26 protein-coding genes are annotated in these 23,544 nt (G+C 65.7%); 14 read left to right on the forward strand and 12 right to left on the reverse strand.

Annotated features, from left to right (window positions below; all coding sequences use genetic code 11):
* Nucleotides 1-235 precede the first annotated feature (235 nt).
* Nucleotides 236-712, forward strand: a complete 477-nt coding sequence (locus SSA01S_RS02335; protein WP_061779031.1) for an Hsp20 family protein — start codon at nucleotides 236-238, stop codon at nucleotides 710-712.
* Nucleotides 713-1,019: 307 nt separating this feature from the next.
* On the opposite strand, the gene pyrG is transcribed toward SSA01S_RS02335, so the two are convergent.
* Nucleotides 1,020-2,669 (reverse strand): CTP synthase, encoded by a 1,650-nt coding sequence (gene pyrG, locus SSA01S_RS02340; RefSeq protein ID WP_058732089.1) that lies wholly within the window; start codon nucleotides 2,667-2,669, stop codon nucleotides 1,020-1,022.
* 106 nt (nucleotides 2,670-2,775) lie between these two features.
* The gene (gene secG, locus SSA01S_RS02345) at nucleotides 2,776-3,150 is read right to left on the reverse strand and encodes a preprotein translocase subunit SecG (RefSeq protein ID WP_058716762.1); all 375 of its coding nucleotides are present in this window, start codon (nucleotides 3,148-3,150) and stop codon (nucleotides 2,776-2,778) included.
* 255 nt (nucleotides 3,151-3,405) lie between these two features.
* On the opposite strand from secG, the gene SSA01S_RS02350 reads away from it, so the two are divergent.
* The 8 genes from SSA01S_RS02350 to eda all read left to right on the forward strand — a co-directional run bounded on the left by SSA01S_RS02350 (nucleotide 3,406) and on the right by eda (nucleotide 10,643).
* Nucleotides 3,406-3,726, forward strand: a complete 321-nt coding sequence (locus tag SSA01S_RS02350; RefSeq protein WP_058732142.1) for a MarR family transcriptional regulator — start codon at nucleotides 3,406-3,408, stop codon at nucleotides 3,724-3,726.
* Nucleotides 3,662-4,036 carry an SH3 domain-containing protein gene (locus SSA01S_RS02355; protein WP_327556018.1) on the forward strand — a complete coding sequence of 125 codons (375 nt, stop codon included), beginning with the start codon at nucleotides 3,662-3,664 and terminating at the stop codon, nucleotides 4,034-4,036. Before SSA01S_RS02350 ends, SSA01S_RS02355 begins: the two co-directional genes overlap by 65 nt.
* Nucleotides 4,033-4,959, forward strand: a complete 927-nt coding sequence (gene argC, locus SSA01S_RS02360; protein WP_061779032.1) for an N-acetyl-gamma-glutamyl-phosphate reductase — start codon at nucleotides 4,033-4,035, stop codon at nucleotides 4,957-4,959. The genes SSA01S_RS02355 and argC overlap by 4 nt, the downstream gene beginning before the upstream one ends.
* A gap of 9 nt (nucleotides 4,960-4,968) precedes the next feature.
* Nucleotides 4,969-6,432 (forward strand): glucose-6-phosphate dehydrogenase, encoded by a 1,464-nt coding sequence (zwf, locus tag SSA01S_RS02365; protein ID WP_061779033.1) that lies wholly within the window; start codon nucleotides 4,969-4,971, stop codon nucleotides 6,430-6,432.
* 96 nt (nucleotides 6,433-6,528) lie between these two features.
* A complete protein-coding gene (gene pgl, locus SSA01S_RS02370; RefSeq protein WP_058716759.1) occupies nucleotides 6,529-7,239 on the forward strand; it encodes a 6-phosphogluconolactonase in 711 nt (236 codons plus the stop codon).
* Complete coding sequence (gene edd / locus SSA01S_RS02375; RefSeq protein ID WP_061779034.1) at nucleotides 7,236-9,053, forward strand: phosphogluconate dehydratase; 1,818 nt, start codon at nucleotides 7,236-7,238, stop codon at nucleotides 9,051-9,053. Before pgl ends, edd begins: the two co-directional genes overlap by 4 nt.
* 22 nt (nucleotides 9,054-9,075) lie before the next feature.
* Entirely contained in the window at nucleotides 9,076-10,041 is a 966-nt protein-coding gene (gene glk, locus SSA01S_RS02380; RefSeq protein WP_061779035.1) for a glucokinase, read from the forward strand.
* Entirely contained in the window at nucleotides 10,038-10,643 is a 606-nt protein-coding gene (gene eda, locus SSA01S_RS02385; protein WP_042482810.1) for a bifunctional 4-hydroxy-2-oxoglutarate aldolase/2-dehydro-3-deoxy-phosphogluconate aldolase, read from the forward strand. Before glk ends, eda begins: the two co-directional genes overlap by 4 nt.
* A 123-nt stretch (nucleotides 10,644-10,766) precedes the next feature.
* On the opposite strand, the gene SSA01S_RS02390 is transcribed toward eda, so the two are convergent.
* Nucleotides 10,767-11,636: a LysR family transcriptional regulator gene (locus SSA01S_RS02390; protein ID WP_061779036.1), complete on the reverse strand. Its 870-nt coding sequence runs from the start codon at nucleotides 11,634-11,636 to the stop codon at nucleotides 10,767-10,769.
* Nucleotides 11,637-11,731: 95 nt separating this feature from the next.
* Between SSA01S_RS02390 and bla the strand changes: the two genes are divergently transcribed.
* The gene (gene bla / locus SSA01S_RS02395) at nucleotides 11,732-12,595 is read left to right on the forward strand and encodes a subclass B3 metallo-beta-lactamase (protein WP_061779037.1); all 864 of its coding nucleotides are present in this window, start codon (nucleotides 11,732-11,734) and stop codon (nucleotides 12,593-12,595) included.
* 3 nt (nucleotides 12,596-12,598) lie between these two features.
* Here bla and mltG read toward each other — a convergent pair whose 3' ends face one another.
* The 6 genes from mltG to fabD all read right to left on the reverse strand — a co-directional run bounded on the left by mltG (nucleotide 12,599) and on the right by fabD (nucleotide 17,760).
* Nucleotides 12,599-13,567, reverse strand: a complete 969-nt coding sequence (gene mltG / locus SSA01S_RS02400) for an endolytic transglycosylase MltG (RefSeq protein ID WP_061779038.1) — start codon at nucleotides 13,565-13,567, stop codon at nucleotides 12,599-12,601.
* 253 nt (nucleotides 13,568-13,820) lie between these two features.
* Entirely contained in the window at nucleotides 13,821-15,077 is a 1,257-nt protein-coding gene (gene fabF, locus SSA01S_RS02405) for a beta-ketoacyl-ACP synthase II (protein WP_061779108.1), read from the reverse strand.
* 122 nt (nucleotides 15,078-15,199) lie between these two features.
* On the reverse strand, nucleotides 15,200-15,436 hold the full coding sequence (locus tag SSA01S_RS02410) for an acyl carrier protein (RefSeq protein ID WP_007403554.1): 237 nt from the start codon (nucleotides 15,434-15,436) through the stop codon (nucleotides 15,200-15,202).
* A 143-nt stretch (nucleotides 15,437-15,579) separates the two neighbouring features.
* Complete coding sequence (gene fabG, locus SSA01S_RS02415; protein WP_058732098.1) at nucleotides 15,580-16,320, reverse strand: 3-oxoacyl-[acyl-carrier-protein] reductase; 741 nt, start codon at nucleotides 16,318-16,320, stop codon at nucleotides 15,580-15,582.
* Between the two features lie 12 nt (nucleotides 16,321-16,332).
* Nucleotides 16,333-16,755 carry a GxxExxY protein gene (locus SSA01S_RS18985; RefSeq protein WP_082794887.1) on the reverse strand — a complete coding sequence of 141 codons (423 nt, stop codon included), beginning with the start codon at nucleotides 16,753-16,755 and terminating at the stop codon, nucleotides 16,333-16,335.
* Between the two features lie 45 nt (nucleotides 16,756-16,800).
* A complete protein-coding gene (gene fabD / locus SSA01S_RS02425; RefSeq protein ID WP_061779040.1) occupies nucleotides 16,801-17,760 on the reverse strand; it encodes an ACP S-malonyltransferase in 960 nt (319 codons plus the stop codon).
* A gap of 256 nt (nucleotides 17,761-18,016) precedes the next feature.
* Between fabD and rpsF the strand changes: the two genes are divergently transcribed.
* The 3 genes from rpsF to rplI are packed head-to-tail and all read left to right on the forward strand — an operon-like array spanning nucleotide 18,017 to nucleotide 19,260.
* On the forward strand, nucleotides 18,017-18,427 hold the full coding sequence (rpsF, locus tag SSA01S_RS02430; protein WP_037567458.1) for a 30S ribosomal protein S6: 411 nt from the start codon (nucleotides 18,017-18,019) through the stop codon (nucleotides 18,425-18,427).
* Nucleotides 18,427-18,651, forward strand: a complete 225-nt coding sequence (rpsR, locus tag SSA01S_RS02435) for a 30S ribosomal protein S18 (protein ID WP_061779041.1) — start codon at nucleotides 18,427-18,429, stop codon at nucleotides 18,649-18,651. The genes rpsF and rpsR overlap by 1 nt, the downstream gene beginning before the upstream one ends.
* Before the next feature lie 12 nt (nucleotides 18,652-18,663).
* The gene (gene rplI / locus SSA01S_RS02440; RefSeq protein ID WP_058717660.1) at nucleotides 18,664-19,260 is read left to right on the forward strand and encodes a 50S ribosomal protein L9; all 597 of its coding nucleotides are present in this window, start codon (nucleotides 18,664-18,666) and stop codon (nucleotides 19,258-19,260) included.
* Nucleotides 19,261-19,644: 384 nt separating this feature from the next.
* Here rplI and SSA01S_RS19410 read toward each other — a convergent pair whose 3' ends face one another.
* Genes SSA01S_RS19410 through mutL form a run of 3 tightly spaced genes read right to left on the reverse strand, consistent with a single transcriptional unit; the run spans nucleotide 19,645 to nucleotide 22,361 of the window.
* On the reverse strand, nucleotides 19,645-19,986 hold the full coding sequence (locus SSA01S_RS19410; protein WP_156477632.1) for a hypothetical protein: 342 nt from the start codon (nucleotides 19,984-19,986) through the stop codon (nucleotides 19,645-19,647).
* Nucleotides 19,987-20,031: 45 nt separating this feature from the next.
* Nucleotides 20,032-20,520 (reverse strand): hypothetical protein, encoded by a 489-nt coding sequence (locus SSA01S_RS02445; RefSeq protein ID WP_061779042.1) that lies wholly within the window; start codon nucleotides 20,518-20,520, stop codon nucleotides 20,032-20,034.
* A 53-nt stretch (nucleotides 20,521-20,573) separates the two neighbouring features.
* Nucleotides 20,574-22,361 (reverse strand): DNA mismatch repair endonuclease MutL, encoded by a 1,788-nt coding sequence (mutL, locus tag SSA01S_RS02450; protein ID WP_061779043.1) that lies wholly within the window; start codon nucleotides 22,359-22,361, stop codon nucleotides 20,574-20,576.
* 134 nt (nucleotides 22,362-22,495) lie between these two features.
* On the opposite strand from mutL, the gene SSA01S_RS02455 reads away from it, so the two are divergent.
* A complete protein-coding gene (locus SSA01S_RS02455; protein ID WP_042482832.1) occupies nucleotides 22,496-23,536 on the forward strand; it encodes a rod shape-determining protein in 1,041 nt (346 codons plus the stop codon).
* Nucleotides 23,537-23,544 lie beyond the last annotated feature (8 nt).

A 23,544-nucleotide genomic window follows, 5' to 3' on the forward strand; every position in this document is an offset into this window, starting at 1 on the left:
TTATGATTTCATCCCCCATTCACACATCGTTTTAATAGGCATTCAAGCCAGCCATGGCTTGGGCCGTCGGAAGATTTGCTTTTCGATCCGAAAAGGCTCTTGAAGCCCATTTATGGCGAACCATATCGGTTCGCGTGCGGTGCCTATCATGGGCCGCACGGATGGGCCCTCACCGCCCCGCGCTGGGGTGGACGGGCCGATCCCGTTTCAATTCGCTTCTGATGGAGGTTTTGACATGCGTATCGATCTGACCCCGTATCGCCGTTCGACCATTGGTTTCGACCGGCTGTTCGATCTGCTGGAGGCCAATTCGCGGGCCAATTCGGCGGAGAATTATCCCCCCTTCAACCTCGAGCGTCTGGCCGAGGACCGGTATCGCATCACCCTGGCGGTGGCCGGTTTTTCGCGCGACGAGATCGAGATCACCGCGCAGCAGAACATGCTGCTGGTCACCGGCAAGAAGGATGACAAGGCGAACTCGCCCAACTTCCTGCATGTCGGCATCGCCAATCGCTCGTTCGAGCGTCGCTTCGAGCTGGCGGACTTCGTGTTCGTCGAGGATGCGCGCCTGAACGACGGCCTGCTCGTCGTCGACCTCGTTCGCGAGGTGCCCGAAGCGATGAAGCCCAAGACGATCGCGATCAAGACGGGCCAGCCGCTCGCCGCGGTGGAGCATAACACCGGTGAGGCCGACGAGGCCAAGGCGGCGTAAGCAAGCTCGACGTCTTTCCCTCCCTGAAGACGTCGCGGGGCGTCCGGGCCGACGGGTCCGGGCGCCTTTATCTTTTTCAGGTCGTATCGAATATGATCTTATTCCTCCCCTGTAAGGGGAGGTGGCAGGCCGTCAGGCCTGACGGAGAGGTGTCCCGTTATCGAGAGGGGTGACACCCCTCCACCAGCTTCGCTGGTCCCCCTCCTCTTTTAGGGGAGGAATGGGAGCGAGACGGCATCCACGTTACAGTCAGCCGCCGCCATGATGAAAACCCCGCCTCCATCGTCTGGAGGCGGGGTTTCCGAAATCACACCAACCGGCTCTGCTTCACCGCCGCTTCGACGAAGCTGGCGAAGAGCGGGTGCGGGTCGAAGGGCTTGGACTTGAGTTCCGGGTGGAACTGCACGCCGACGAACCAGGGATGGTCGGGCCGCTCGACGATTTCGGGCAGCGTGCCGTCGGGCGACATGCCGCTGAACACCAGGCCGCCCTTTTCCAGCGCGTCCTTATAGGTGGTGTTCACCTCATAGCGGTGGCGATGACGCTCCGAGATATCCTCGCTGCCATAGATGGACGCGACGACGCTGTTGCCCGCCAGCTTCGCCTGATAGGCGCCCAGCCGCATCGTGCCGCCAAGGTCGCCGCTGGCCTCGCGCTTCTCCAGGCCATCGCGGCCCATCCACTCGGTGATGAGACCGACGATCGGCTCGGAGGTCGGACCGAACTCGGTCGAGGAGGCGTCGGCGATACCCGCCAGGTTCCGCGCACCCTCGACACAGGCCATCTGCATGCCGAAGCAGATACCGAAATAGGGCACACGGCGTTCACGGGCGAAGCGGACCGCCTCGATCTTGCCCTGCGCACCGCGCTCGCCGAACGCACCGGGGACCAGGATGGCGTGGCAGGGTTCGAGCTGCTGCGCGATCTCGCTCTCATCACCCTCGAACAGTTCGGCATCGATCCAGCGGATGCGGACCTTCACCTTGTTCGCGATGCCGCCATGCACCAGCGCCTCATTGAGCGACTTGTACGCGTCCTGCAGGCCGACATATTTGCCGACCACGCCGATCGTGACCTCGCCTTCCGGGTTGAACAGGCGGTCGACGATCTCGGTCCAACGCGACAGGTTGGGTGCGCCCTCTGGCTCGATGCCGAACGCGCGCAGCACTTCCGAATCGAGACCCTCGGCATGATATTGCAACGGCACCGCATAGATGCTCGCCGCGTCCAGCGCCGGGATGACCGCCGAGGGCGGCACGTTGCAGAACAGGCCGATCTTGGCCCGGTCCGACGCGGGCAGCGGATGCTCGCAACGGCAGACCAGCACGTCGGGGGCCACGCCCAGCGCGGCGATCTCGCGCACCGAATGCTGGGTCGGCTTGGTCTTCAGCTCGCCCGCCGCCGCGATGTAGGGCACCAGCGTGACATGGATGCTGATCGACTTGCCGCGGCCCAGCTCGTTCTTCAGCTGGCGGATCGCCTCGATGAAGGGCAGCGATTCGATGTCGCCGACCGTCCCGCCGATCTCGCAGAGAACGAAGTCCAGGTCCTCGCCATTTTCGTCCACCGTATCGGCGCGCGCAAAGGCCTTGATCGCGTCGGTGACGTGCGGGATCACCTGGACGGTCGCGCCCAGATAGTCGCCGCGCCGCTCGCGCTCGATGATCGTCTTGTAGATGCGGCCTGAGGTGACGTTGTCCGACTGGCGCGAGGCCACGCCGGTGAAACGCTCATAGTGACCCAGGTCGAGATCGGTCTCTGCCCCGTCGTCGGTCACATAGACCTCACCGTGCTGATACGGGCTCATCGTGCCCGGATCGACGTTGAGATAGGGATCGAACTTGCGGATGCGCACGCGGTAGCCGCGCGCCTGCAAAAGAGCCGCAAGAGAGGCCGCCATGAGGCCTTTGCCGAGCGACGAAACCACGCCGCCGGTGATGAAGATATACCGCGCCATGGGAAGAATCGCCTAGCTTGGATGGGGTGGATACGACAACAGCAAAGATGCGCGCCGCCGTCATTTTGCGGCGGCACGTTGGCCTAAGCTATGGGAAAAGCCCGGTTTAGCGGGCGAGCGGAACCGCCGAATTGTCGGCCGGAGCCGATGGGGCGGGGGCCGCCGCGTTGCCCGACGGAACCGGAGCGGGCGCAGGCTGGGTGATCGGCGCCTGAGTCGCGGGCGTGCGGGCCAGCGAGGTATCGATGGTCGGCGCGCTGCGGGTCGCGGCCATGACCGCCAGCAGGATCGAGAAGCCGACGAACAGCGTCGCCAGCACCGCGGTCGCCCGGCTGAGGAAGTCCGCCGCGCCGCGCGCCGACATCAGCCCCGACGGGCTGCCCCCCATGCCCAGACCGCCGCCTTCCGACCGCTGCATGAGGATCACCGTGACCAGGGTCGCGGCGATGATGGCGTGGATGACGAGCAGGAATGCGAACATGAGGCGCGTGTGATCCCGATGGAGGGTGTGCGAAAGCGCGCACATAGGCGAGCAAGCCGCGCCGATCAACCTCGGCGGCTTCGCGCCCCCCGCCCCCGCGCCTCGAAAAGATGTGCATCAAAGCGGAACATCCGTGGAAACCAGCACGGTTAAAGGGCGTTATGACCTCGAAACAACGCCCGGCAAAGCCCGGCCCAGCCATTGGAACCGCCACCCGTGTCCAATCCACACGACCCGCAGTCGCTGTTCGCCTGGATGAGCGCTCTTGTCGATTATGTCCGTTCGGGCGAGCCCGACCTGACCAACCGGCAGATGGCCTTGCTGCTCGTCGTTTACCTGCGTCCGGGGCCCCATACGGTGCGCGGTTTGGCGCGCGCTTTGAACGTCTCGAAACCTGTCGTCACCCGCGCCTTGAATAGACTGGGAACGCTGGGCTATCTGCGCCGCCAACGCGATGATAGCGACAAGCGTAACATCTTTGTCGCCAGGACACCTGAAGGGGCGGACTTTCTTGAAGAATTCGGACATTTCATCGGCGCTGGCGACGCCCCTGCCCTCCAGCGAGCCAGCGCGTAAGAGCTTTGCGCTCCAGGGGCGGACCGTCGGTCTCGACCCCCGCACCCATGCGGTCCGGCCCGACCTGGCCGATGTCCGGCTCGCTGAATACGTATTCGCCCCGCATTATGCCGCGCCCCTGCCCTATAGGACGCAGAGCGCCGTGACCTTGCGCGAGGGCCGCCCCCTGGGCAGTGCGGTACTGGCCGAACTGGCGCCGGGCGAGACGTTCGAGGTGCTGGAACTGGCCGGTGGGCACGCATGGGGCATCGCGCCGCATCTGGGCCTGGTCGGCTATTGCGATGCGGGTCTGTTGGAGCGGGTGCAGTGACCAAGACGGTGTTCATCGACGGCGGCGCAGGCACCACCGGCCTGGAGATCGCCGACCGGCTGGCCGGGCGTCCCGACCTGTCGATCCTGACCCTGCCCGATGATCGCCGTAAGGATGCTGGCGCGCGGCGCGAAGCGATCAACGACGCCGATTTCGTCATCCTCTGCCTGCCCGATGATGCGGCGCGTGAAGCTGTCTCGCTGATCGCCAACGACCGGACGCGGGTGGTCGACGCCTCGACCGCGCATCGCACCGCAGCGGGATGGGTCTATGGTTTCGCCGAGCTGGAGCCGGAGCAGCGGGACCAGATCGCTGCGGCGCGTTTCGTGTCCAATCCCGGTTGCTACCCGACCGGCTTTCTCGCGCTCGTTCGCCCGCTCGTACGCGCCGGGATCATCCCCGCGGACTTCCCGGTGACGGTCAACGCCGCCTCGGGTTATTCGGGTGGTGGCAAGGCGATGATCTCCGAATATGAGACCGCGACCGACCGCGCCTTCCGCCCCTATGGCCTCAGCCTCGCGCACAAGCATGCGCCGGAGATGCAGCGTCACTCGGGCCTGGCCCATGCGCCGATCTTCGCGCCTGCCGTGGTCGATACCTATCGCGGCATGGTCGTCGAGGTGCCGCTGCCTCTCTACGCCCTGCCGGGCGCGCCCTCGCTCGATCGCGTGACGGATGTGCTGGCCCAGGCCTATGCCGACAGCCGCATCGTGCGTTTTTCGTCCGATGCCGTAGCGGCGGTGAATATCGAGGAAAATGCCGGAACCGACCGGATGACCTTGCGCGTCTGCGGCAATGCGGCCACGGGACAGGCGCGACTGATCGCCACGCTCGACAATCTGGGCAAGGGTGCCGGGGGTGCGGCGGTCCAGAATTTGAACATCATGGCCGGGCTCGATCCGACCGCCGGCCTCGTGCTCTAAGGAGACGTCATGACGCGCAATCCCGTTAGCAAGCTGCTGCTGTTCGGCGCGACCGGCGACCTGTCGCAGCGGATGCTGCTACCCTCGCTGTTCAACCTGCATTCGGACGGGCTGCTGCCCGAGGGGCTGACGATCACCGGCACCGCCCGGTCGGACCATGACGATGCCAGCTTCCGCGAATTCGCGGCCAAGGCTCTGGACACCTTCCTGCCGGACGACCGCAAGGACACCGACAAGATCGCCAGCTTCCTGGAGCGGGTGCAGTATCAGTCGCTCGACGCCTCATCGACGGACGGCTTCCCGGCGCTGGCGGAGAAGGTCGGCGATGTGTCGAACGGTCTCGCCATCTATCTGTCGACCGCGCCCAGCCTGTTCGAGTCGACCATCAAGGGCCTCGAATCGGTCGGCCTGGCGGGCGAGACGGTGCGGATCGGCCTGGAAAAGCCGCTCGGTTACGACTTGGCTTCGTCCAAGGAGATCAACGACGCGGTGGCGTTCGGCTTCCCCGAGGAGCGGACCTTCCGCATCGACCATTATCTGGGCAAGGAAACCGTCCAGAACATCCTGGCGCTGCGCTTCGGCAATTTCTTCTTCGAGCCGATCTGGAACGCGCACGGCATCGACAATGTGCAGATCACCATCGCCGAAACGGTCGGGCTTGAGGATCGCGCAGGCTATTACGAGGGCGCAGGCGCGCTGCGCGACATGGTGCAGAACCATATCCTGCAGCTGCTCGCGCTCGTCGCGATGGAGCCGCCCGCCCGCTATGACGGCACCGCAATCCGTGACGAAAAGGCCAAGGTCTTCCGTTCGCTGCGCCTGATGACGCCCGAGGAAGTCCCCAACAACACCGTCACCGGGCAGTATTCGGACGGCGCGGTCGGGGGCAAGATCGTCGGTTCCTATGCCGACGAGCTGGGCAAGCCGTCCAAGACCGAGACCTTCGTCGCAATCAAGGCACATGTCGACAATTGGCGCTGGCAGGGCGTGCCCTTCTACCTGCGTACCGGCAAGCGCATGGCCGCGCGCCGCTCGGAAATCGCCATCCAGTTCAAGCCGGTGCCGCACTCGATGTTCGCCGGGCGCGGCGGCCTGCTCCAGCCCAACACGCTGGTCATCCGCTTGCAGCCCGAGGAATATATCCAGCTGCTGGTGATGGCGAAGGAGCCGGGCCTCGACCGCGACGGCATCCGCCTGCGCGAAGTGCCGCTGAACCTGTCGCTTGACGCGGAGTTTGCGGGCACCCGTCGCCGCATCGCTTATGAACGGCTGCTGCTCGACCTGATCGAGGGCGACCAGACGCTGTTCGTCCGCCGTGACGAGGTGGAGGCGCAGTGGACCTGGATCGACGCGATCCGCGCCGGTTGGGACGCCAATGACGTCAAGCCCAAGACCTATCCGAGCGGCAGCTGGGGCCCCTCCTCCGCCATCGCGCTGACCGAGCGCGACGGGGTGCACTGGCAGGACGACTGATCCCCCGCCTCCCACGCGGAGGCGAACGACATCGACGCGGAGCGCGGCACGAAGGCTAGCCTGCTTCGCGCAGAGACTATCTAGGACGTAAGTGACATGACCGACGAAATCGAATGGTGGGATTACGAAGATACCACCGAGATGGCGAACGCGCTGGCGGGCGACATCCAGTTCATCATCGAAAGCGCGATCGAAGCACGCGGCGCGGCGGTGATCGCGCTGTCGGGCGGCAAGACGCCGATCCCGGTCTATGAAAAGCTGGCCCAGGCCAAGCTCGACTGGAAGCGCGTGACCATCGTCCCCGCCGACGAGCGTATCGTGCCGCTGGGCGATCCGCTGTCCAACGTGACGATGATCGGTAAGATCTTCCTGCCCAAGGGTGCGCGCGTCATGCCGATCGTGCCGCAGGCGACGTCCGACTATAAGGCCGCAGGGCGCTCGGCCGATGCGCTGATGCAGGAACTGCACTGGCCGCTGGACCTGGTGCTGCTGGGCATGGGCGCGGACGGGCATACCGCCTCTATCTTCCCCGGCCCAGACTATGACGAAGCGCTCAATGGGCCGAAGGAACGCCGCGCTCTGGGCCTGATGCCTGATCCGCTGCCGCCCGAGGCACCAGTCGCCCGCGTGACGCTCAGCCGTGCCGGGATCGTCTCGGCCCGCTCGATCATGTTCGCCATCTCGGGCCCCGCGAAGAAGAAGGTGCTCGAAGACGCGATTAAGGAAGGCGCATCCTCGCCCTATCCGGTCGGCCGCGTGCTGGCCGAGGTCGAGCTGCCGATCGACATCCACTGGAGCGAGCAATGAGCCTCAACGCCGCCGTCTCTGCCGTCACCGACCGGGTCATCGAACGCTCGCGTCCGGGCCGCCAGGCCTATCTCGACCTGATCGCGCACGAGGCCGAGACGGCGGTGCGCCGCCCCAATCTGGGTTGCGCCAACCTCGCCCACGCCTATGCCGGGACCGAGGAAGACCGCGACGCCATGAAGGCGGATCGCGGCATGAATATCGGCATCGTGTCGGCCTATAACGACATGCTGTCGGCCCATGCCGTCTATTATCGCTATCCCGAACTGATGAAGGTCTGGGCGCGCGAAGTCGGCGCGACGGCGCAGGTGGCGGGTGGCGTGCCCGCCATGTGCGACGGCGTGACGCAGGGTTATGCGGGCATGGAGTTGTCGCTGTTCAGCCGCGACACCATCGCGCTGTCGACGGCGGTCGCGCTGAGCCACGGCACCTTCGAGGGTGCAGCCCTGCTCGGCATCTGTGACAAGATCGTGCCCGGCCTGCTGATGGGCGCGCTGCGCTTCGGCCATCTGCCGATGATCCTGGTCCCCGGCGGCCCGATGCCGACCGGCCTGCCCAACAAGCAGAAGGCCGCCGTCCGCGAAGCCTTTGCCGAGGGCAAGGCTGGCCGCGACGAACTGTTGGACGCCGAGATCGCGGCCTATCATTCGAAGGGCACCTGCACCTTCTACGGCACCGCCAACACAAACCAGATGATGATGGAGGTGATGGGCCTGCATATGCCGGGCGCCGCCTTCGTCAATCCGGGCACCAAGCTGCGCCAGGAACTCAGCCGCGCCGCCGTCCATCGCCTCGCCGCGATCGGCCAGCGTGGCGACGATTATCGCCCGCTGGGGGCTTGCGTCGATGAGAAGGCGATCGTCAACGCGGCGGTCGGTCTGCTGGCGACCGGCGGCTCGACCAATCACCTGATCCACCTGCCCGCCATCGCGCGCGCGGCGGGGATCATCATCGACTGGGAGGATATGGACCGGCTCTCGGCCGCCGTGCCGCTGATCGCGCGGGTCTATCCCAACGGCTCGGCCGATGTGAACGGGTTCGAGGCGGCGGGCGGTATGCCCTATGTCATCCGCGAACTCCTGTCCGCCGGGCTGCTCCATCGCGACATCATGACCGTCGCGGGCAAGGACCTGTCCGATTACGGCCAGACGGCGGTCATCGCCGAGGACAAGCTCAGCTGGACCCCGGTCGGCGACAGCGGCGACGAGACGATCCTGCGCCCCGCCGCCGCCCCCTTCTCCGCCGATGGCGGCATGCGCATCCTGTCGGGCAATCTCGGCCGCGCCTGCATCAAGGTGTCGGCGGTCGAGCGCGAACGCTGGATCATCGAGGCGCCGGCGCGCGTCTTCTCCGATCAGTCCGAGGTGCAGGCCGCGTTCAAGGCGGGCGAGCTGGAGCGCGACGTGGTCGTCGTGGTCCGCTTCCAGGGCCCGAAAGCGAATGGCATGCCCGAGTTGCACAAGCTGACCCCGCCGCTGGGCGTGCTCCAGAACCGGGGCTTCAAGGTCGCGCTCGTCACCGACGGCCGCATGTCGGGCGCGAGTGGCAAGGTGCCCTGCGCCATCCATCTCAGCCCCGAGGCGATCGGCGGCGGCGCGATCGGCCTGATCCGCGACGGCGATATCGTCCGTTTGGACGCGGTCGAGGGCACACTGAACGCGCTGGTCGATCCGACCGAATGGGCCGCCCGCGAGCAGGCAGCGACGCCCGCTCCTGCCCAGGGCATGGGCCGCGAGCTGTTCGCGCTGTTCCGCCAGGCCGCCGACGAAGCCGAGAAGGGCGCATCGCCCATTCTCGCGGGCGCGGGCCTGTAAGAAGACAAGGGGGGAGGACATTATGGAAATCGTAGCCGTCGACATCGGGGGCACCCATGCGCGCTTCGCCATCGCCGAGGTCGAGGACGGTCGCGTCGTCAAGCTGGGCGAGCCGTGCACGCAGAAGACCGCCGAGCACGCCTCGCTCCAGACCGCGTGGCAGGCGTTCGAGGCGCATCTGGGCCGCCCGCTGCCCAAAGCCGCCTCGCTCGCCATCGCCTCGCCGATCACCGGCGACGTGATCCGCATGACCAACAACCCCTGGGTCATCCGCCCCTCCCTCATCCCCGAGCGGCTGGGTGCGGACGTCTACACGGTCATCAACGATTTCGGCGCGGTCGGCCATGCTGTCGCGCAGGTGCCGGAAGAGGACTTCCTCCATATCTGCGGCCCCGAAGAACCGATGCCTGAACAGGGCGTCGTCACCGTCTGCGGTCCCGGCACCGGCCTGGGCGTCGCGCAGGTGCTGATGACCCCCAACCGCTACCACGTCATCGAGACCGAGGGCGGGCATATGGACTATGCCCCGCTCGACGGCATCGAGGATGCGATCCTGAAGCGCCTGCGCCGCACCTATACCCGCGTGTCGTGCGAGCGGATTTGCTCCGGCCCCGGCATCGTCGCCATCTATGAGACGCTGGCTACGCTCGAAGGCCGTGCGGTCCCCAGCCGCGACGACCGCGAAATCTGGACCGAGGCGCTCGAGGGCACCGATTCGATCGCGCTCGCCGCGCTCGACCGTTTCTGTCTCGCGCTTGGCGCGGTGGCGGGCGATTTCGCATTGGCGCAGGGGGCCAAGACCGTGGTGATTGCAGGCGGTCTCGGCTACCGAATCAAGGACAAGCTGCTGCGTTCGGGCTTCGACCAGCGCTTCGTCGCCAAGGGACGGTTCCAGTCGCTGATGGCGCGCATCCCCGTCAAGCTCATCACCCATCCCCAGCCCGGCCTGTTCGGTGCAGCCGCGGCCTTTGCCCAGGAGCATTCATGACCGACATCGCCACCATCATGCGCACCAGCGCGGTCATCCCCGTGCTGGTCATCGACGACGCCGCCACCGCCAAGCCGCTGGCCGAGGCGCTGGTCGCGGGCGGGCTCAAGGTGCTGGAGGTGACGCTGCGCACCCCCGCCGCGCTGGAGGCGATGGCCGAGATGAAGAAGGTCCCCGGGGCAATCGTCGGGGCCGGCACCGTGGTCAACGAACAGCAGCTGCGCGACGTGGCCGATGCGGGCGCGGAGTTCATCGTCTCGCCCGGCCTGACCGACCGTCTGGGCGCGGCGGTGATCGAGAGCGGCATTCCCTATCTGCCCGGTATCGCCAATGCGGGCGACATCATGCGCGGGCTGGACCTGGGCCTGACCCATTTCAAGTTCTTCCCCGCCGAGACGAGCGGCGGGCTGAAGGCGCTGAAGGCGCTGGCCGCCCCCTTCTACCAAGCACGCTTCTGCCCGACCGGCGGCATCACCGAAGCGAGCGCCCCCGACTGGCTGGCCTTCGACCGCGTGCTGTGCGTCGGCGGCAGCTGGGTGACGGGCGGATCGATGGCCGATGTCGAGGCCAAGGCGCGCGCGGCGGCTGCGCTGCGGGGCTGATCAAGGACGAACACCCTCACCCTTCCCACCCGCTATCGCGGGCGGGCCCCTTCCCTCTCCCATTGGGAGAGGGAGGGAGGCGCAACGCGCCGGAAGGGTGAGGGTGTTCGGTTGCTGGCAAGCTCAGGCGCTAATGGCCCCCATCAGCCACTGGCGAAACGCCTTCATCGCCAGTCCTTCCTTGCGCGACAATAACCGCGTCAGCCAATAACGCCCGGCATCGATCTCGACGGCAAAGGGCTGGACCAGCCGTTCCGTCGTGAGTTCATGGCCGAACATCGCCTTGGGCGCGAGCGCCACGCCGAGCCCCGCCATCGCCGCGCCGACCATCAGCGCCGAGCTATCGAACATCGGCCCGCGCAGGTTGGGCGGCAGGATACCCACCGCCGCGAACCAGCTTTCCCATTCGCTGACCCGGTAGGATCGCAGCAACCGCTCCCGCACCAGATCGCCTGGCCCCTGCAACCGCGCGGCGACCAACGGCGCGCAGAGCGGTGTCAGCGGCGCGGCCATCAGCGGTTCGGCATGCGTCCCATGCCACGCGCCGTCGCCGAAGCGTATCGCGCAGTCCAGCCCCTCACCCGCCAGGTCGACCCGGTTGTTGTTGATCGACACGCGCAAGTCGATGTGCGGATGGGTCGCCGCGAAATCATCCAGCCGCGCCAGCAGCCAGCCGGTGGCAAAGGTCCCCACAACCCCGATATTGACCACATGCTGGAAACGCCCATCGGCAAACCGGTCCAGCGTCGCCCCGATCCGGTCGAACGTTTCGGCCAGCACCGGCACCAGTGCCTGGCCGTCATCGGTCAGCGCCAGCCCGCGCGGCAGACGGTGAAACAGCCGCGCGCCCAGCCTCTTCTCCAGCGCCGCGACCTGATGGCTGACCGCACCCTGGCTGACGCACAGCTCGATCGCGGCACGGGTAAAGTTCAAATGCCGTGCCGCCGCCTCGAAGGCGCGCAGGGCATTGAGGGGAAGTTGGGCGCGGTCCATGCCCCCATCATGAAATCGGCTCATGGCTCTGTCGAGGGAAGATGCTTTGTGGTGCGAGACAAAGCCATCCATCTTGCCGGGCGAGGAGACACGCCATGCTCGCCAGACCGACCCTGCTCTCGTTGATCGCCATCGTCACTGCGCCCGCCACCCCGCAGACACCCGACCCGCTGACCAAGCCGATCATGACCGAACATACGGCCGAATGGCTCGCCCCGCGCCCGCCGATGAAGGTCTTCGGCACCACCTATCTGGTCGGTTTCGGCGGGCTGAACGTCGCGCTGATCGATACGGGTAAGGGCCTGATCCTGATCGACGGCGCGCTACCGCAAGCCGCGCCCGCCATCCTGGCCAATGTCGCCAAGCTCGGCTTTCGGCCCCGCGACATCAAATATATTCTCAGCACCGAGCCGCATTTCGACCATGCGGGCGGCCTTGCCGCGCTGGCCCGCGATACCGGCGCGACGGTTGTCGCCAGCCCTCGGGGCGCGGAAGGTCTCCGCACCGGACGGTTGGCAGTCGATGATCCGCAGCGTGGTTATGACAGCCGCTTCCCCGCCGTCCGGTCCGTCCGCGTCATCCGCGACGGAGAAAGGCTGACGCTCGGCAATACCGTCGTCACAGCGCGCGCAACGCCGGGCCACACCATGGGCAGCATGAGTTGGAGTTGGCGCGCCTGCGAAGGCCAGCGGTGCAAGGCGATCGTCTTCGCCGCCAGCCTGAACCCCGTGTCAACCGACGATTATCGCTTCTCGGCCCCCTCGCACAAAGCCGTCGTGGCCGCCTTCGCACGCGGGCAGGCGGCGATGCGCGCCCTGCCCTGCGACATCCTGATCACCGCCCACGCCGATCAGGACGGCGCGACCGAGCGGTTTCTGACGACGCCCGGCGCTTGTCGCGCCTATGCGGCATCATCGCAGCGGAAACTCTCGCAACGCCTCATGCAGGATGCGCGCTGATCGTCACATTTCCCCGCGCTGGCGACGGATCGCGTACCATTTCTGCACATTGGCGTTATGTTCCGCCAGCGTGTCGGCAAACACATGGCCACCCGATCCGTCCGCCACGAAATACAGCGCCTTGCTGTCGGCCGGGTTCAGCACTGCGTCGATCGAGGCCCGGCCCGGATTGGCGATCGGCCCGACCGGCAGGCCGGGGCTGGCATAGGTGTTGTAGCCGTTCTTCGCATGAAGCTCCGAACGCAGAATACGGCGGCCGAGCGGACGCCCCTTGGTGATCGGATAGATCACGGTCGGATCGGCTTGGAGCGGCATGCCGATACGCAGACGGTTGCCATAGACCGCCGCGACGGTGCGGCGCTCGGAGGGCTTGCCGGTTTCCTTCTCGACGATCGAGGCCAGGATGATCGCCTCTTGCGGCGACTTGACGGCAATACCCGGCTTCCGGTCGACCCAGGCCTGGGCGAGATAGTCTTTCATCGCCTTCTGCATCCGCGCGACCACCGAGGCGCGGGTGTCGCCCTTCTGATAGGCATAGCTATCCGGCAGGACCGACCCTTCCGCCGGGACGGGCACATCGCCGGTCAGCCCGTCGGCACGCATCAGGGCATCGTGGACGAGGACCGAGGGATAACCCTCTGGCACCGGCACCAGCCGCTGGCGGACCTTGCCCTCTTGCAACAGGGTCAGGACATCATGCGCGCTGGCATGTTCGGGGATGGCGTATTCGCCCGCCTTGATCGCCCCGCCGTCACCGAAGACCCGGGCGTACAGGCGGAAGCGACCGGCCGAGCGAATCGCGCCCGCCTTTTGTAGTTCGTTGGCGGCGCGCGCCAAACTCGCCCCCTCGGGTACGACGACCGCAAGCGGTTTGTCCGCAGGCCCGCTGCCCGCCCAGTCATGCGCGACCCAGGCGAAGACGGCGATGCCGATCAGCCCCAGCAGCAACCCGATACAGCCGACCTTGCGCATATCTCACCCGGTTATGACGAGGGCGCTGGGCCCCGGACAGGAAACAACCCCGGCGATGATCCGGGCCCGTTTGCCATTCCGCCCGATGACGCGAGCCGAATGAATTTGCAACCGGACCCGGCCATCACCGGGGTTGGAATTTTGCTCTGCCACCCACTCCGTTCGCAAGAAGCGAAGCCGAAATGGGTGCCTGGGCCTCCCCTCAAATCCCGTGGCCTGCGCCTTCACGCAGGCCGAACGGGTATCGAGGGGTTTAGATCGCCTTCATGACCAGCGAGGCATTGGTGCCGCCGAAGCCGAACGAATTGTTCAGCACCGCCTTCACTTCCCGCTTCTTGGCCGTGTGCGGCACCAGGTCGACGCCCTCGGTGCCCTCATCGGGGTTGTCGAGGTTCAGTGTCGGCGGAACGATCTGGTCTCGCAGCGCGAGGATGCAGAAGATGCTCTCAACCGCCCCGGCCCCGCCCAGCAAATGGCCGATCGCCGACTTGGTGCTCGACATCGACGCACCCGACAGATCATCGCCGAACACGCGCTTGGCCGCAGCCAACTCGATCGTGTCGGCCATGGTCGAGGTGCCATGGGCGTTGATATAATCGATGTCCGACGGCTCCATGCCTGCCTTGCGCAGCGCCATGCGCATCGCATTTTCGGCGCCCTTGCCCTCGGGATGCGGCGCGGTGACATGATAGGCGTCGCCGGACAGACCGTAACCGACGACCTCGGCATAGATCTTCGCGCCGCGTGCCTTGGCGTGTTCATACTCTTCCAGCACGACAACGCCCGCGCCCTCGCCCATCACGAAGCCGTCGCGGCCCTTGTCATAAGGACGGCTCGCCTCGGTCGGACGGTCGTTCATGCTCATGTTGAGCGCGCGCGCCTGGGCGAAGCCCGCCACGCCGAGCGGATTGATCGTGCTTTCCGCACCGCCCGCCAGCATGATGTCGGCATCGTCGTCGCGGATCATCCGCGCCGCGTCACCGATCGAGTGCGCGCCGGTCGAGCAGGCGGTGACGACCGCGTGGTTCGGGCCCATCAGGCCATATTTGATGCTGACCTGACCCGAGATCAGATTGATCAGGCGGCCATGGACGAAGTGCGGGCTGACCCGGCCGGGGCCACGCTCGTGCAGGTTGACCGATTCGATCTCGATGCCCGGCAGACCGCCGATGCCCGAGCCGATCGACACGCCCGCGCGCAGCTTCGTCGCCTCGTCCATCTCGGTCAGACCGGCATCTTCCAGCGCCTGTCCGGCGGCGTCGATGCCATAGACGATGAACGGATCGACCTGGCGCTGGACCTTGTGGTCGACGCGCTTGTCGGGATCGAAGCCATATTCATGGTCCTTGGGCTTCACCTCACACGCGATGGTGCATTTCTGCCCCGTCGTATCGAAGCGGGTGATCGTCCCCGCGCCCGACTTGCCAGCAATCAGATTGGCCCAGGCGGTTTCGACGTCCGCGCCCAGTGGCGTGACAAGACCCAGACCGGTGACGACGACGCGCCGCATATTCCACTCCATTCCCAAACGAAAACGGCTCCCCGCCCGCTATGTCGGGGTCGGGGAGCCGCTTGAATCCTGGCCTTGGCGGCCCGTTCGGCCCGCATCACCTGCGGGCCGAGGCCCCGGAATTAGGCCTTGTTCTCGTCGATATAGGTGATCGCGTCCTTGACGGTCGTGATCTTCTCGGCGGCATCGTCCGGGATTTCGACACCGAACTCTTCCTCGAACGCCATGACGAGCTCGACGATGTCGAGGCTGTCGGCACCGAGGTCGTCGATGAAGCTCGCGTCCTCGGTCACCTTGTCGGCTTCGACGCCGAGATGCTCGACGACGATCTTCTTCACGCGGTCGGCGGTCTCGCTCATGGTAATCCCTTCTCGTAATTCATCGGGGGTTGATACTTCCTGAACGCACGTAGAACGCGCGTCCAAGTCTGGCAAGCCCGTCCAGCGACGGACTTACCGACAGATCGGATCATTCGTGCGAATTAAGCCCTTTACAGGCCCGGTTACAGCATCGCCATGCCGCCATTGACGTGCAGCGTCTGGCCGGTGACATAGCCCGCTTCCTTCGAGGCCAGATAGACGACGGCGGCACCGATATCCTCGCCCTTGCCCAGGTCGCCCGCCGGGATTTTGCCCAGCAGCGCGGCCTTCTGCGCCTCGGGCAGAACGTCGGTCATCGCCGAGCGCATGAAGCCGGGCGCGACGCAGTTGACCGTGACGTTGCGGCTGGCGAGCTCCTGCGCCACCGCCTTCGACATGCCGACGATGCCCGCCTTGGACGCGGCATAGTTCGCCTGGCCGGGATTGCCGGTCGCGCCGACGATCGAGGTGATCGAGATGATCCGGCCGAAGCGCGCCTTCATCATCGGCTTGGCGGCGGCACGGATCAGGCGAAAGGTCGCCTCGAGGTTCACGCTGATGACCTGATCCCACTCCTCATCCTTCATCCGCATGGTCAGGTTGTCGCGCGTAACACCGGCATTGTTGACCAAGATGTCGAGCTTGCCGCCCAGCGCCTCGACCGCCTGCGGGATCAGCGCATCGACGGCGGCGGGGTCGGATAGGTTGCACGGCACCGCGACATGATCGCCGCCCAGCTCGGCGCGAAATGCCTCCAGCTTGTCGATATTGGAGCCGGACAGCGCCAGCTTCGCCCCCTGCGCCGCCAACGCCTTGGCCACCGCCGAGCCGAGGCCACCGGACGCGCCGGTCACGAGGGCGGTCATTCCAGTCAGGTCGAACATTTGAGAAACTCCCTAGAATTTTTGTTCGCGCAGAGGCGCGGAGGACGCAGAGGGGTTATGGTTGTTGACGAGGCGACGTATGCCCTCGCGCAGCGTCTCCCCTCCGAAGTTGATCAGCAGCCCAACGGGCTGACCAGTAAGACGCAGATACGTCAGAAGTTGTTTGGCGTGAACCGGGGCCAAGCGTTCCACCGATTTGATTTCGACCACAAGACGCTCGTCGACCAGAAGGTCGATCTTAAAGGCTCCTTCAATACGCACATCTTCAAAGTCGATGTCTATGCTGCGCTGACGCGCGACGGAGTAGCCCATGGCCGCCAATCTGGCGGCCAGGACAATCTCATAGACGCTTTCGAGTAGGCCGGGACCGAGCTCATGATGCAATCGCAATGCGACATCGATCACATCCCCACTCACGAGATCGATATCCCGCATGGCCCCCAATACCCCTCTGCGTCCTCCGCGCCTCTGCGCGCAAAATCAGAGCTTGGCGAGAAGCCCCTCGATATCGTCCATCGTCACGACGCTGACCGCATCGACGTCGGGGGCTATGCGCTTGACCATCGGACCCAGCACCTTACCACCGAACTCGACGCACTGCGTCACGCCCGCGTCCTCCATCGCCAGCACCGATTCGCGCCAGCGGACCATGCCGGTCACCTGCGCGACCAGAAGCGCGCGGATCGCGCCCGGGTCGGCAACCGGCGCAGCCTCGACATTGGCATAGACCGGCACCAGCGGCGCGCGGATCGTCGCCTTAGCCAGCGCGGCGTCCATCGCATCGGCGGCGGGCTGCATCAGCGGGCAGTGGAACGGCGCCGACACAGGCAGCAGGACCGCGCGCTTCGCGCCCAGGTCCTTGGCCAGCGCCACCGCCTTCTCGATCGCCGCGCGGTGGCCGGAGATCACGACCTGGCTCGGGTCATTGTCATTGGCGACCGTGCAGACCAGTTCCTCACCGCCCTCCGCCAGGATCGCATCGACCGCCGCACCCGCGATCGTCTTCGCCTTTTCCAGGTCCGCACCGAGCAAGGCGGCCATCGCCCCCTCGCCCACCGGCACCGCCGCCTGCATCGCCCGGCCGCGCAGCTTCAGCAGGCGCGCCGTCGTCGGCAGGTCGATCGCATCGGCCGCACACAGCGCGGTATACTCGCCCAGCGAGTGGCCCGCGACGAAATCCGCCTTTTCCGACAGACGGACGCCGCCTTCCTTCTCCAGCACGCGCAGGGTCGCGATGGCATTAGCCATGATCGCGGGTTGCGCATTCTCGGTCAGGGTCAGTTCGTCGGCGGGTCCCTCGACCATCAGGCGATAGAGATGCTGGCCCAGCGCCTCGTCGACCTCCTGGAATACCTCGCGGGCGACGGGGCTCGCCTCGGCCAGCGCCTTGCCCATGCCGACGGCCTGGCTGCCCTGGCCCGGAAAGATGAATGCACGCATGTCGGTTCTGCCATCAAACAGTAATAGGATGGCCCGCGCGGTAGAAAGGTCGCCCGCCGCTGGCAAGTCCGGGGCCCTTCCCCGCTTGCCTTTTGGCCGCAATCCGCTATGAGGCAGCGCACCATTGGGCGGGAAGCACCTGCTTCACCCGCCCTCATGCCATTTTTGGCGTGAAGGTATTGAAGTATGGAAGACAGCCGGAGGGGCGTCCCACATGGGGTGGGCGTCAGCGATCGGCCAACATAAGGTAAGCTGCATGGCTCTTTACGAGCACGTGTTCCTTGCGCGCCAGGATCTGGCACAGGCGCAGGTGGACGCGCTGGCGGAAGCCGCCACGAAGATCGTCGAGGACAATCAGGGCAAGGTCGTGAAGACCGAGACCTGGGGCTTGCGTTCGCTGGCGTACAAGATCGCCAAGAACCGCAAGGCGCATTACGTCATGCTCGAAATCGACGCCCCCGCCGGTGTCGTCGCCGAGCTGGAGCGCCAGACCCAGATCAACGAAGACGTGATCCGCTACATGACCGTCAAGGTTGACGGCCATGAAGAAGGTCCGTCGGTGATGATGCGCAAGCAGGAGCGCGACCGCGAGCGTCGTGCCGATCGTGGCGAACGCCCCGACCGCGCTGACCGCCCCCGTCGTGATCGTGAAGAGGAAGCCGCATAATGGCCCGCCCGTTTTTCCGTCGCCGCAAGAGCTGCCCCTTCTCCGCGAAGAACGCGCCCCGGATCGACTATAAGGACGTCCGTCTGCTCCAGGGCTTCGTGTCCGAGCGCGGCAAGATCGTGCCGTCGCGCATCACCAGCGTGTCGGCCAAGAAGCAGCGCGAGCTCGCCCAGGCGATCAAGCGCGCGCGTCATCTGGGCCTCCTGCCCTACGTCGTGAAGTAAGGGGTCTTACAGATGAACGTTATTCTGCTTGAGCGCGTCGAGAAGCTCGGCGCCATTGGCGACGTGGTCACGGTGAAGGACGGCTATGCCCGTAACTTCCTGCTGCCGCGCAAGAAGGCGCTGCGCGCCAACGAAGCCAACAAGAAGGTGTTCGAGGCCAACCGCGCCCGCATCGAAGCCGAGAACGCGAACCGTCGCGCCGAGGCCGAGGTCGAGTCGAAGACCTTCGAGAACGCCACCGTCACCCTGATCCGTCAGGCGTCGAACGTCGGCCAGCTGTACGGCTCGGTCGCGGTGCGTGACCTGGTCGAGGCGCTGGTCGCCGACGGCCACAAGGTGAACAAGAGCCAGATCGTGCTCGACCGTCCGATCAAGGCGATCGGCCTGTACGACGTGCGTGTCGCGCTTCACCCGGAAGTGGCCGTGACCGTCAAGGTCAACGTCGCCCGCTCGCCGGAAGAAGCCGAGATGCAGGCACAGGGCGTCGACGTCATGGCCTCGATGTTCGAGCGTGACGAAGCCGGCTTCACCGAGGATTACGATCCCAACGCAGAGCCCGGCGCCACCGCCGAGGTTCAGCCGGAGCAGGAAGAAGAAGCGCAGGGTTAAGCCCAAGCGCTTCGGCCTTCCGCCGAAACAAGAAGGGCCGCCCGGCATGTCCGGGCGGCCCTTTTTTGCGTCTTGGAAAACGGAAAAGAAAAGCGCGCATTCATCAGCGCACGAGAATCTTCAGGGGCAAGTGACGCAGGCGCCGACGACCGCCGCCAGGGGGATCAGGGCGAAGAAGAGCGGCATGATATGTTTCATGATCAAAACTGCCAAAGCCTATCAATGGCCATTTAATACACGGCCAAGTGCAAAAGTTTCGTTACGATGAACGCACGAACGCGAAATTTTTCAACTCATCGCTCTATGGGCTCGGTTCACCGGCAAAACAAGGGCTGCTTAGCCTGGATCAAGCGCTTTCTTGTGCAGTGCGGCATCCATCGTCGGTTAGGACAAGAGTTCGCAAGCCGCTGCGTCGAACACGAAACTCGCACTTTTTCGCAGCAGGTGCGGCGTGTGACGCCGCCACCACGCCGCAGCATCTGGCCGATGACCTTCAAGACAGTCCACGGCGATCCGCGCATTTACGACAAAGCCATCCACATTGACGGTTCGTCCCCGCAGCAGGGCCCAAATTTGCGGCAAGACGCCACGAGGTCCGGTCAGTACACCGAAGCCTCGCACCATTCGACGGCTTGGAATAAGAAGCGGTATCGACACGCCGATCCAGGCATCCCTGACCCATTCGGGTGCTTCGCCATTCGGGCGCCTGACAATCATGATCCGCATAACGAGATCGTGTCCTCCGACCGGCCTCACCGCAAGCTACGACGACTAATGGAAAGACCGGTTGCCTCGCACAAATGACAGCCAACCTTTCATTCGTTCGCCGATCGACGCTCTCGCATTTCGCACGATCAAACGATGCACGTGGCGCCGACTAATCCCCAGCAGATGAGCCATCTCATCCTCGCTAATATCATGGCGCTCGCGGCGAAGGTCGTCCACCGGACAGAGAAGCGACCAAGCCATGGGGTCGAGAAATTGCCCGGGATGTGAAAGCGTCTGAGCGATGGTCAGGACCGACTCATAGGTGCTGAACGTATCCGGCCATTTCCCAGCATAGAGAACCGCATCCGCGCGCTCCTGCGATATCTTGACCAGAAGATGCTCATCGTAAATCCGCTCTTCTTGCGCCACCAGCCAATTCTGCTGGCATGACCCACACTGGCATAGATAGAGCCACCATCGTGGCTCGCCCGCGTTTCGCAAAACCTTCACTGTTTCAAGGAACTGCTCGTCGCCCCCGCGATGATCACCCATCGGAATATGGGCGAGGTCGGGTAACGATGGGCAAAGACAGTCGGACACGATCGTCACTTCCGCCCGAACAGCTTCTCGATATCGCCATGCTGCAACTTCATCCAGGTCGGGCGGCCATGGTTGCACTGGCCGGAGTGCGGCGTGACCTCCATTTCCCGCAGCAGCGCATTCATCTCGGCGACCGACAGGATACGGCCGGCGCGGACCGAGCCGTGGCACGCCATGGTCGCCGCGACATGGTCCAGCCGCTCGCGCAACGACAGCGCCTGGTCGAACGCCGCGAGTTCATCGGCCAGGTCGCTGACCAGTCCCTTGGGATCGCTCTGTCCCAGCAGCGCGGGCGTCGAGCGGACCAGCATTGCGGTCGGGCCGAAGCGTTCGAGGTCGAGGCCGAACTCGGCCAGTTCCTCGGCGCGCGCTTCCAGCCGGTCGCAGGCGGGCTCGTCCAGCTCGACCACTTCGGGGATCAGCATCGCCTGCGACGCCACCCGCCCGCCGGTCAGTGCGGCACGCATCCGCTCCAGCACCAGCCGTTCGTGCGCGGCGTGCTGGTCGACCAGGACCAGCCCGTCCTCGGCCTCGGCGACGATATAGGTCTTGGCGACCTGTCCGCGTGCCACGCCCATCGGATATTGGCGCACCTCCGGCGGGGGCGCGAAGGCAGCCTCGGCGCGGGCGAGCGGCGGGGGAGCGGCAAAGCCGGGTCGCGGCGCGAACAGCGATTGGCGCTCCATCACCCGCGCCTCCGGGGCGGCATGGCTCCAGTCTTCCGCCACAGGGGCCGTCGCCGCGGGTGCGGCGACGCTCTCGCTCTGCCACATCGCCAGCGCCGAGTCGGGCGCGCGCTGGACGCTGCGATGCCCAGCTTCGTCCAGGGCGCGACGCAGACCGGACACGATCATGCCCCGGATCAGCGCGGGGTCGCGGAAGCGGACTTCGGTCTTGGCCGGGTGGACGTTCACATCGACTTCCGACGGCGGCATGTCGAGGAACAGCGCGACGACCGCATGGCGATCGCGTGGCAACATCTCGGCATAAGCCCCTCGAATCGCGCCCATCAGCAGGCGGTCGCGTACCGGGCGTCCGTTGACGAACAGATATTGATGGTCGGCGATCCCTCGGTTGAAGGTCGGCAAGCCCGCGACCCCGCCCAGCGAGATCGTGTCGCGCACCCAGTCGATCGCGACCGAGTTTTCCGCCAGCGCCCGGTCGGTCAGGCCCGCGACTCGACCCGGCCGCTCCTCGCCGCCCGGCACGGTCAGGACACGCCGCCCATCATGTTCCAGCGTGAAGGCGATATCGGGCCGCGCCATCGCCAGCCGACGGATCGTATCGAGACACGCGGCATATTCCGAGCGGGGCGAGCGCAGGAATTTGCGCCGGGCGGGGACCCGCGCGAACAGGTCCTCGACCACGATCCGGGTGCCCGGCGGCACGGCGGCGGGGCCGTCGCGCAGCACCTCGCCATTGTCGACCACCCGGCCCCAGCCGTCGCGGCCCGCCGGGCGACTCTCGATCGTGACCCGCGCCACGCTGGCGATGGAGGGCAAGGCTTCGCCCCGAAATCCGAGGGTTGCGACCGATTCGATCGCCTCGTCGGGCAGCTTGGAGGTGCAATGCCGCTCCAGCGCCAGCGCCATGTCCTCGGCCGACATACCGCATCCGTCGTCGGCTACCTCGATCCGGCCGATGCCACCCTGCCCGATCGCCACCGCGATCCGGGTCGCGCCCGCATCGATGGAATTTTCGACCAGTTCCTTCAACGCACTGGCGGGCCTTTCCACCACTTCACCGGCCGCGATACGATTGACGAGATGGGGAGGCAGACGCCGTATTGACATGCGGCAAGCCCTAGCCCAAGCGACGGCATCCCGCGACCCCGCAAATGACGGTGCAGGTGCCTGTGACGGCTCTTGGCGGCGGTTCGGGATATGAGTCCACGCCCACCCGGTCCATAGACGGAACGAAAGCCTCGATGCCCCTCCCCCGCTTCCTGAAATTCATGTCGCAAGACATGGCGATCGACCTCGGCACCGCGAACACCGTGGTCTATGTCCGCGGACGCGGCATCGTGCTGAACGAGCCATCCGTCGTCGCGGTCGAGACGATCAACGGCATCAAGCGCGTGAAGGCGGTCGGCGACGACGCCAAGCTGATGATGGGCAAGACGCCGGGCAATATCGAGGCGATCCGCCCGCTTCGCGACGGCGTGATCGCGGACATCGATGTCGCCGAACAGATGATCAAGCACTTCATCCTGAAGGTGCACGGCCCCCGCAAGTTCGCCCGCTGGCCCGAGATCGTAATCTGCGTGCCGTCGGGTTCGACCAAGGTCGAGCGCCGCGCGATCCGCGACGCCGCGTCCAATGCGGGCGCGAGCCAGGTTTTCCTGATCGAGGAGCCGATGGCCGCCGCGATCGGCGCCGACATGCCGGTGACCGAGCCGATCGGCTCGATGGTCGTCGACATCGGCGGCGGCACGACCGAAGTCGCGGTGCTGTCGCTGCGCGGCCTGGCCTATACCACGAGCGTGCGCGTCGGCGGCGACAAGATGGACGAGTCGATCGTCTCCTATGTCCGCCGTAACCATAACCTGCTGATCGGCGAAGCCACTGCCGAGCGGATCAAGCAGGAAGTCGGCATTGCGCGTCCCCCGGCGGACGGCATCGGCGTGACGATCCAGATCAAGGGCCGCGACCTCGTCAACGGCGTGCCCAAGGAAATCCAGATCAACCAGGGCCAGATCGCCGAGGCGCTGTCCGAGCCGGTCGCGACCATCGTCGAGGGCGTTCGCGTCGCGCTGGAGAACACCGCGCCCGAACTGGCCGCCGATATCGTCGACCAGGGCATCGTCCTGACCGGCGGCGGCGCGCTGCTCGAAGGGCTGGACGAGGTGCTGCGTGACGAGACCGGCCTGCCGGTCACGGTGGCGGAAGATCCGCTGACCTGCGTCGCGCTGGGCACCGGCCGTGCGCTCGAAGATCCGATGTATCGCGGCGTCCTGCTGAACGGCTAACCTCCAGC

It is taken from the genome of Sphingomonas sanguinis NBRC 13937 (genome assembly GCF_001591005.1).
Classification (GTDB): domain Bacteria; phylum Pseudomonadota; class Alphaproteobacteria; order Sphingomonadales; family Sphingomonadaceae; genus Sphingomonas; species Sphingomonas sanguinis.

What these genes read in the sequence shown, in the direction of transcription:
- mutL (WP_061779043.1), bottom strand. Translation starts at nt 22,361, where the DNA reads ATGTCAATACGGCGTCTGCCTCCCCATCTCGTCAATCGTATCGCGGCC.
- eda (WP_042482810.1), top strand. Translation starts at nt 10,038, where the DNA reads ATGACCGACATCGCCACCATCATGCGCACCAGCGCGGTCATCCCCGTG.
- glk (WP_061779035.1), top strand. Translation starts at nt 9,076, where the DNA reads ATGGAAATCGTAGCCGTCGACATCGGGGGCACCCATGCGCGCTTCGCC.
- SSA01S_RS02410 (WP_007403554.1), bottom strand. Translation starts at nt 15,436, where the DNA reads ATGAGCGAGACCGCCGACCGCGTGAAGAAGATCGTCGTCGAGCATCTC.
- SSA01S_RS18985 (WP_082794887.1), bottom strand. Translation starts at nt 16,755, where the DNA reads ATGCGGGATATCGATCTCGTGAGTGGGGATGTGATCGATGTCGCATTG.
- secG (WP_058716762.1), bottom strand. Translation starts at nt 3,150, where the DNA reads ATGTTCGCATTCCTGCTCGTCATCCACGCCATCATCGCCGCGACCCTG.
- bla (WP_061779037.1), top strand. Translation starts at nt 11,732, where the DNA reads ATGCTCGCCAGACCGACCCTGCTCTCGTTGATCGCCATCGTCACTGCG.
- SSA01S_RS19410 (WP_156477632.1), bottom strand. Translation starts at nt 19,986, where the DNA reads ATGCGGATCATGATTGTCAGGCGCCCGAATGGCGAAGCACCCGAATGG.
- rpsR (WP_061779041.1), top strand. Translation starts at nt 18,427, where the DNA reads ATGGCCCGCCCGTTTTTCCGTCGCCGCAAGAGCTGCCCCTTCTCCGCG.
- fabF (WP_061779108.1), bottom strand. Translation starts at nt 15,077, where the DNA reads ATGCGGCGCGTCGTCGTCACCGGTCTGGGTCTTGTCACGCCACTGGGC.
- pgl (WP_058716759.1), top strand. Translation starts at nt 6,529, where the DNA reads ATGACCGACGAAATCGAATGGTGGGATTACGAAGATACCACCGAGATG.
- SSA01S_RS02455 (WP_042482832.1), top strand. Translation starts at nt 22,496, where the DNA reads ATGCCCCTCCCCCGCTTCCTGAAATTCATGTCGCAAGACATGGCGATC.
- SSA01S_RS02445 (WP_061779042.1), bottom strand. Translation starts at nt 20,520, where the DNA reads ATGGGTGATCATCGCGGGGGCGACGAGCAGTTCCTTGAAACAGTGAAG.
- rpsF (WP_037567458.1), top strand. Translation starts at nt 18,017, where the DNA reads ATGGCTCTTTACGAGCACGTGTTCCTTGCGCGCCAGGATCTGGCACAG.
- pyrG (WP_058732089.1), bottom strand. Translation starts at nt 2,669, where the DNA reads ATGGCGCGGTATATCTTCATCACCGGCGGCGTGGTTTCGTCGCTCGGC.
- SSA01S_RS02350 (WP_058732142.1), top strand. Translation starts at nt 3,406, where the DNA reads ATGAGCGCTCTTGTCGATTATGTCCGTTCGGGCGAGCCCGACCTGACC.
- SSA01S_RS02335 (WP_061779031.1), top strand. Translation starts at nt 236, where the DNA reads ATGCGTATCGATCTGACCCCGTATCGCCGTTCGACCATTGGTTTCGAC.
- fabD (WP_061779040.1), bottom strand. Translation starts at nt 17,760, where the DNA reads ATGCGTGCATTCATCTTTCCGGGCCAGGGCAGCCAGGCCGTCGGCATG.
- zwf (WP_061779033.1), top strand. Translation starts at nt 4,969, where the DNA reads ATGACGCGCAATCCCGTTAGCAAGCTGCTGCTGTTCGGCGCGACCGGC.
- edd (WP_061779034.1), top strand. Translation starts at nt 7,236, where the DNA reads ATGAGCCTCAACGCCGCCGTCTCTGCCGTCACCGACCGGGTCATCGAA.
- SSA01S_RS02390 (WP_061779036.1), bottom strand. Translation starts at nt 11,636, where the DNA reads ATGGACCGCGCCCAACTTCCCCTCAATGCCCTGCGCGCCTTCGAGGCG.
- mltG (WP_061779038.1), bottom strand. Translation starts at nt 13,567, where the DNA reads ATGCGCAAGGTCGGCTGTATCGGGTTGCTGCTGGGGCTGATCGGCATC.
- rplI (WP_058717660.1), top strand. Translation starts at nt 18,664, where the DNA reads ATGAACGTTATTCTGCTTGAGCGCGTCGAGAAGCTCGGCGCCATTGGC.
- fabG (WP_058732098.1), bottom strand. Translation starts at nt 16,320, where the DNA reads ATGTTCGACCTGACTGGAATGACCGCCCTCGTGACCGGCGCGTCCGGT.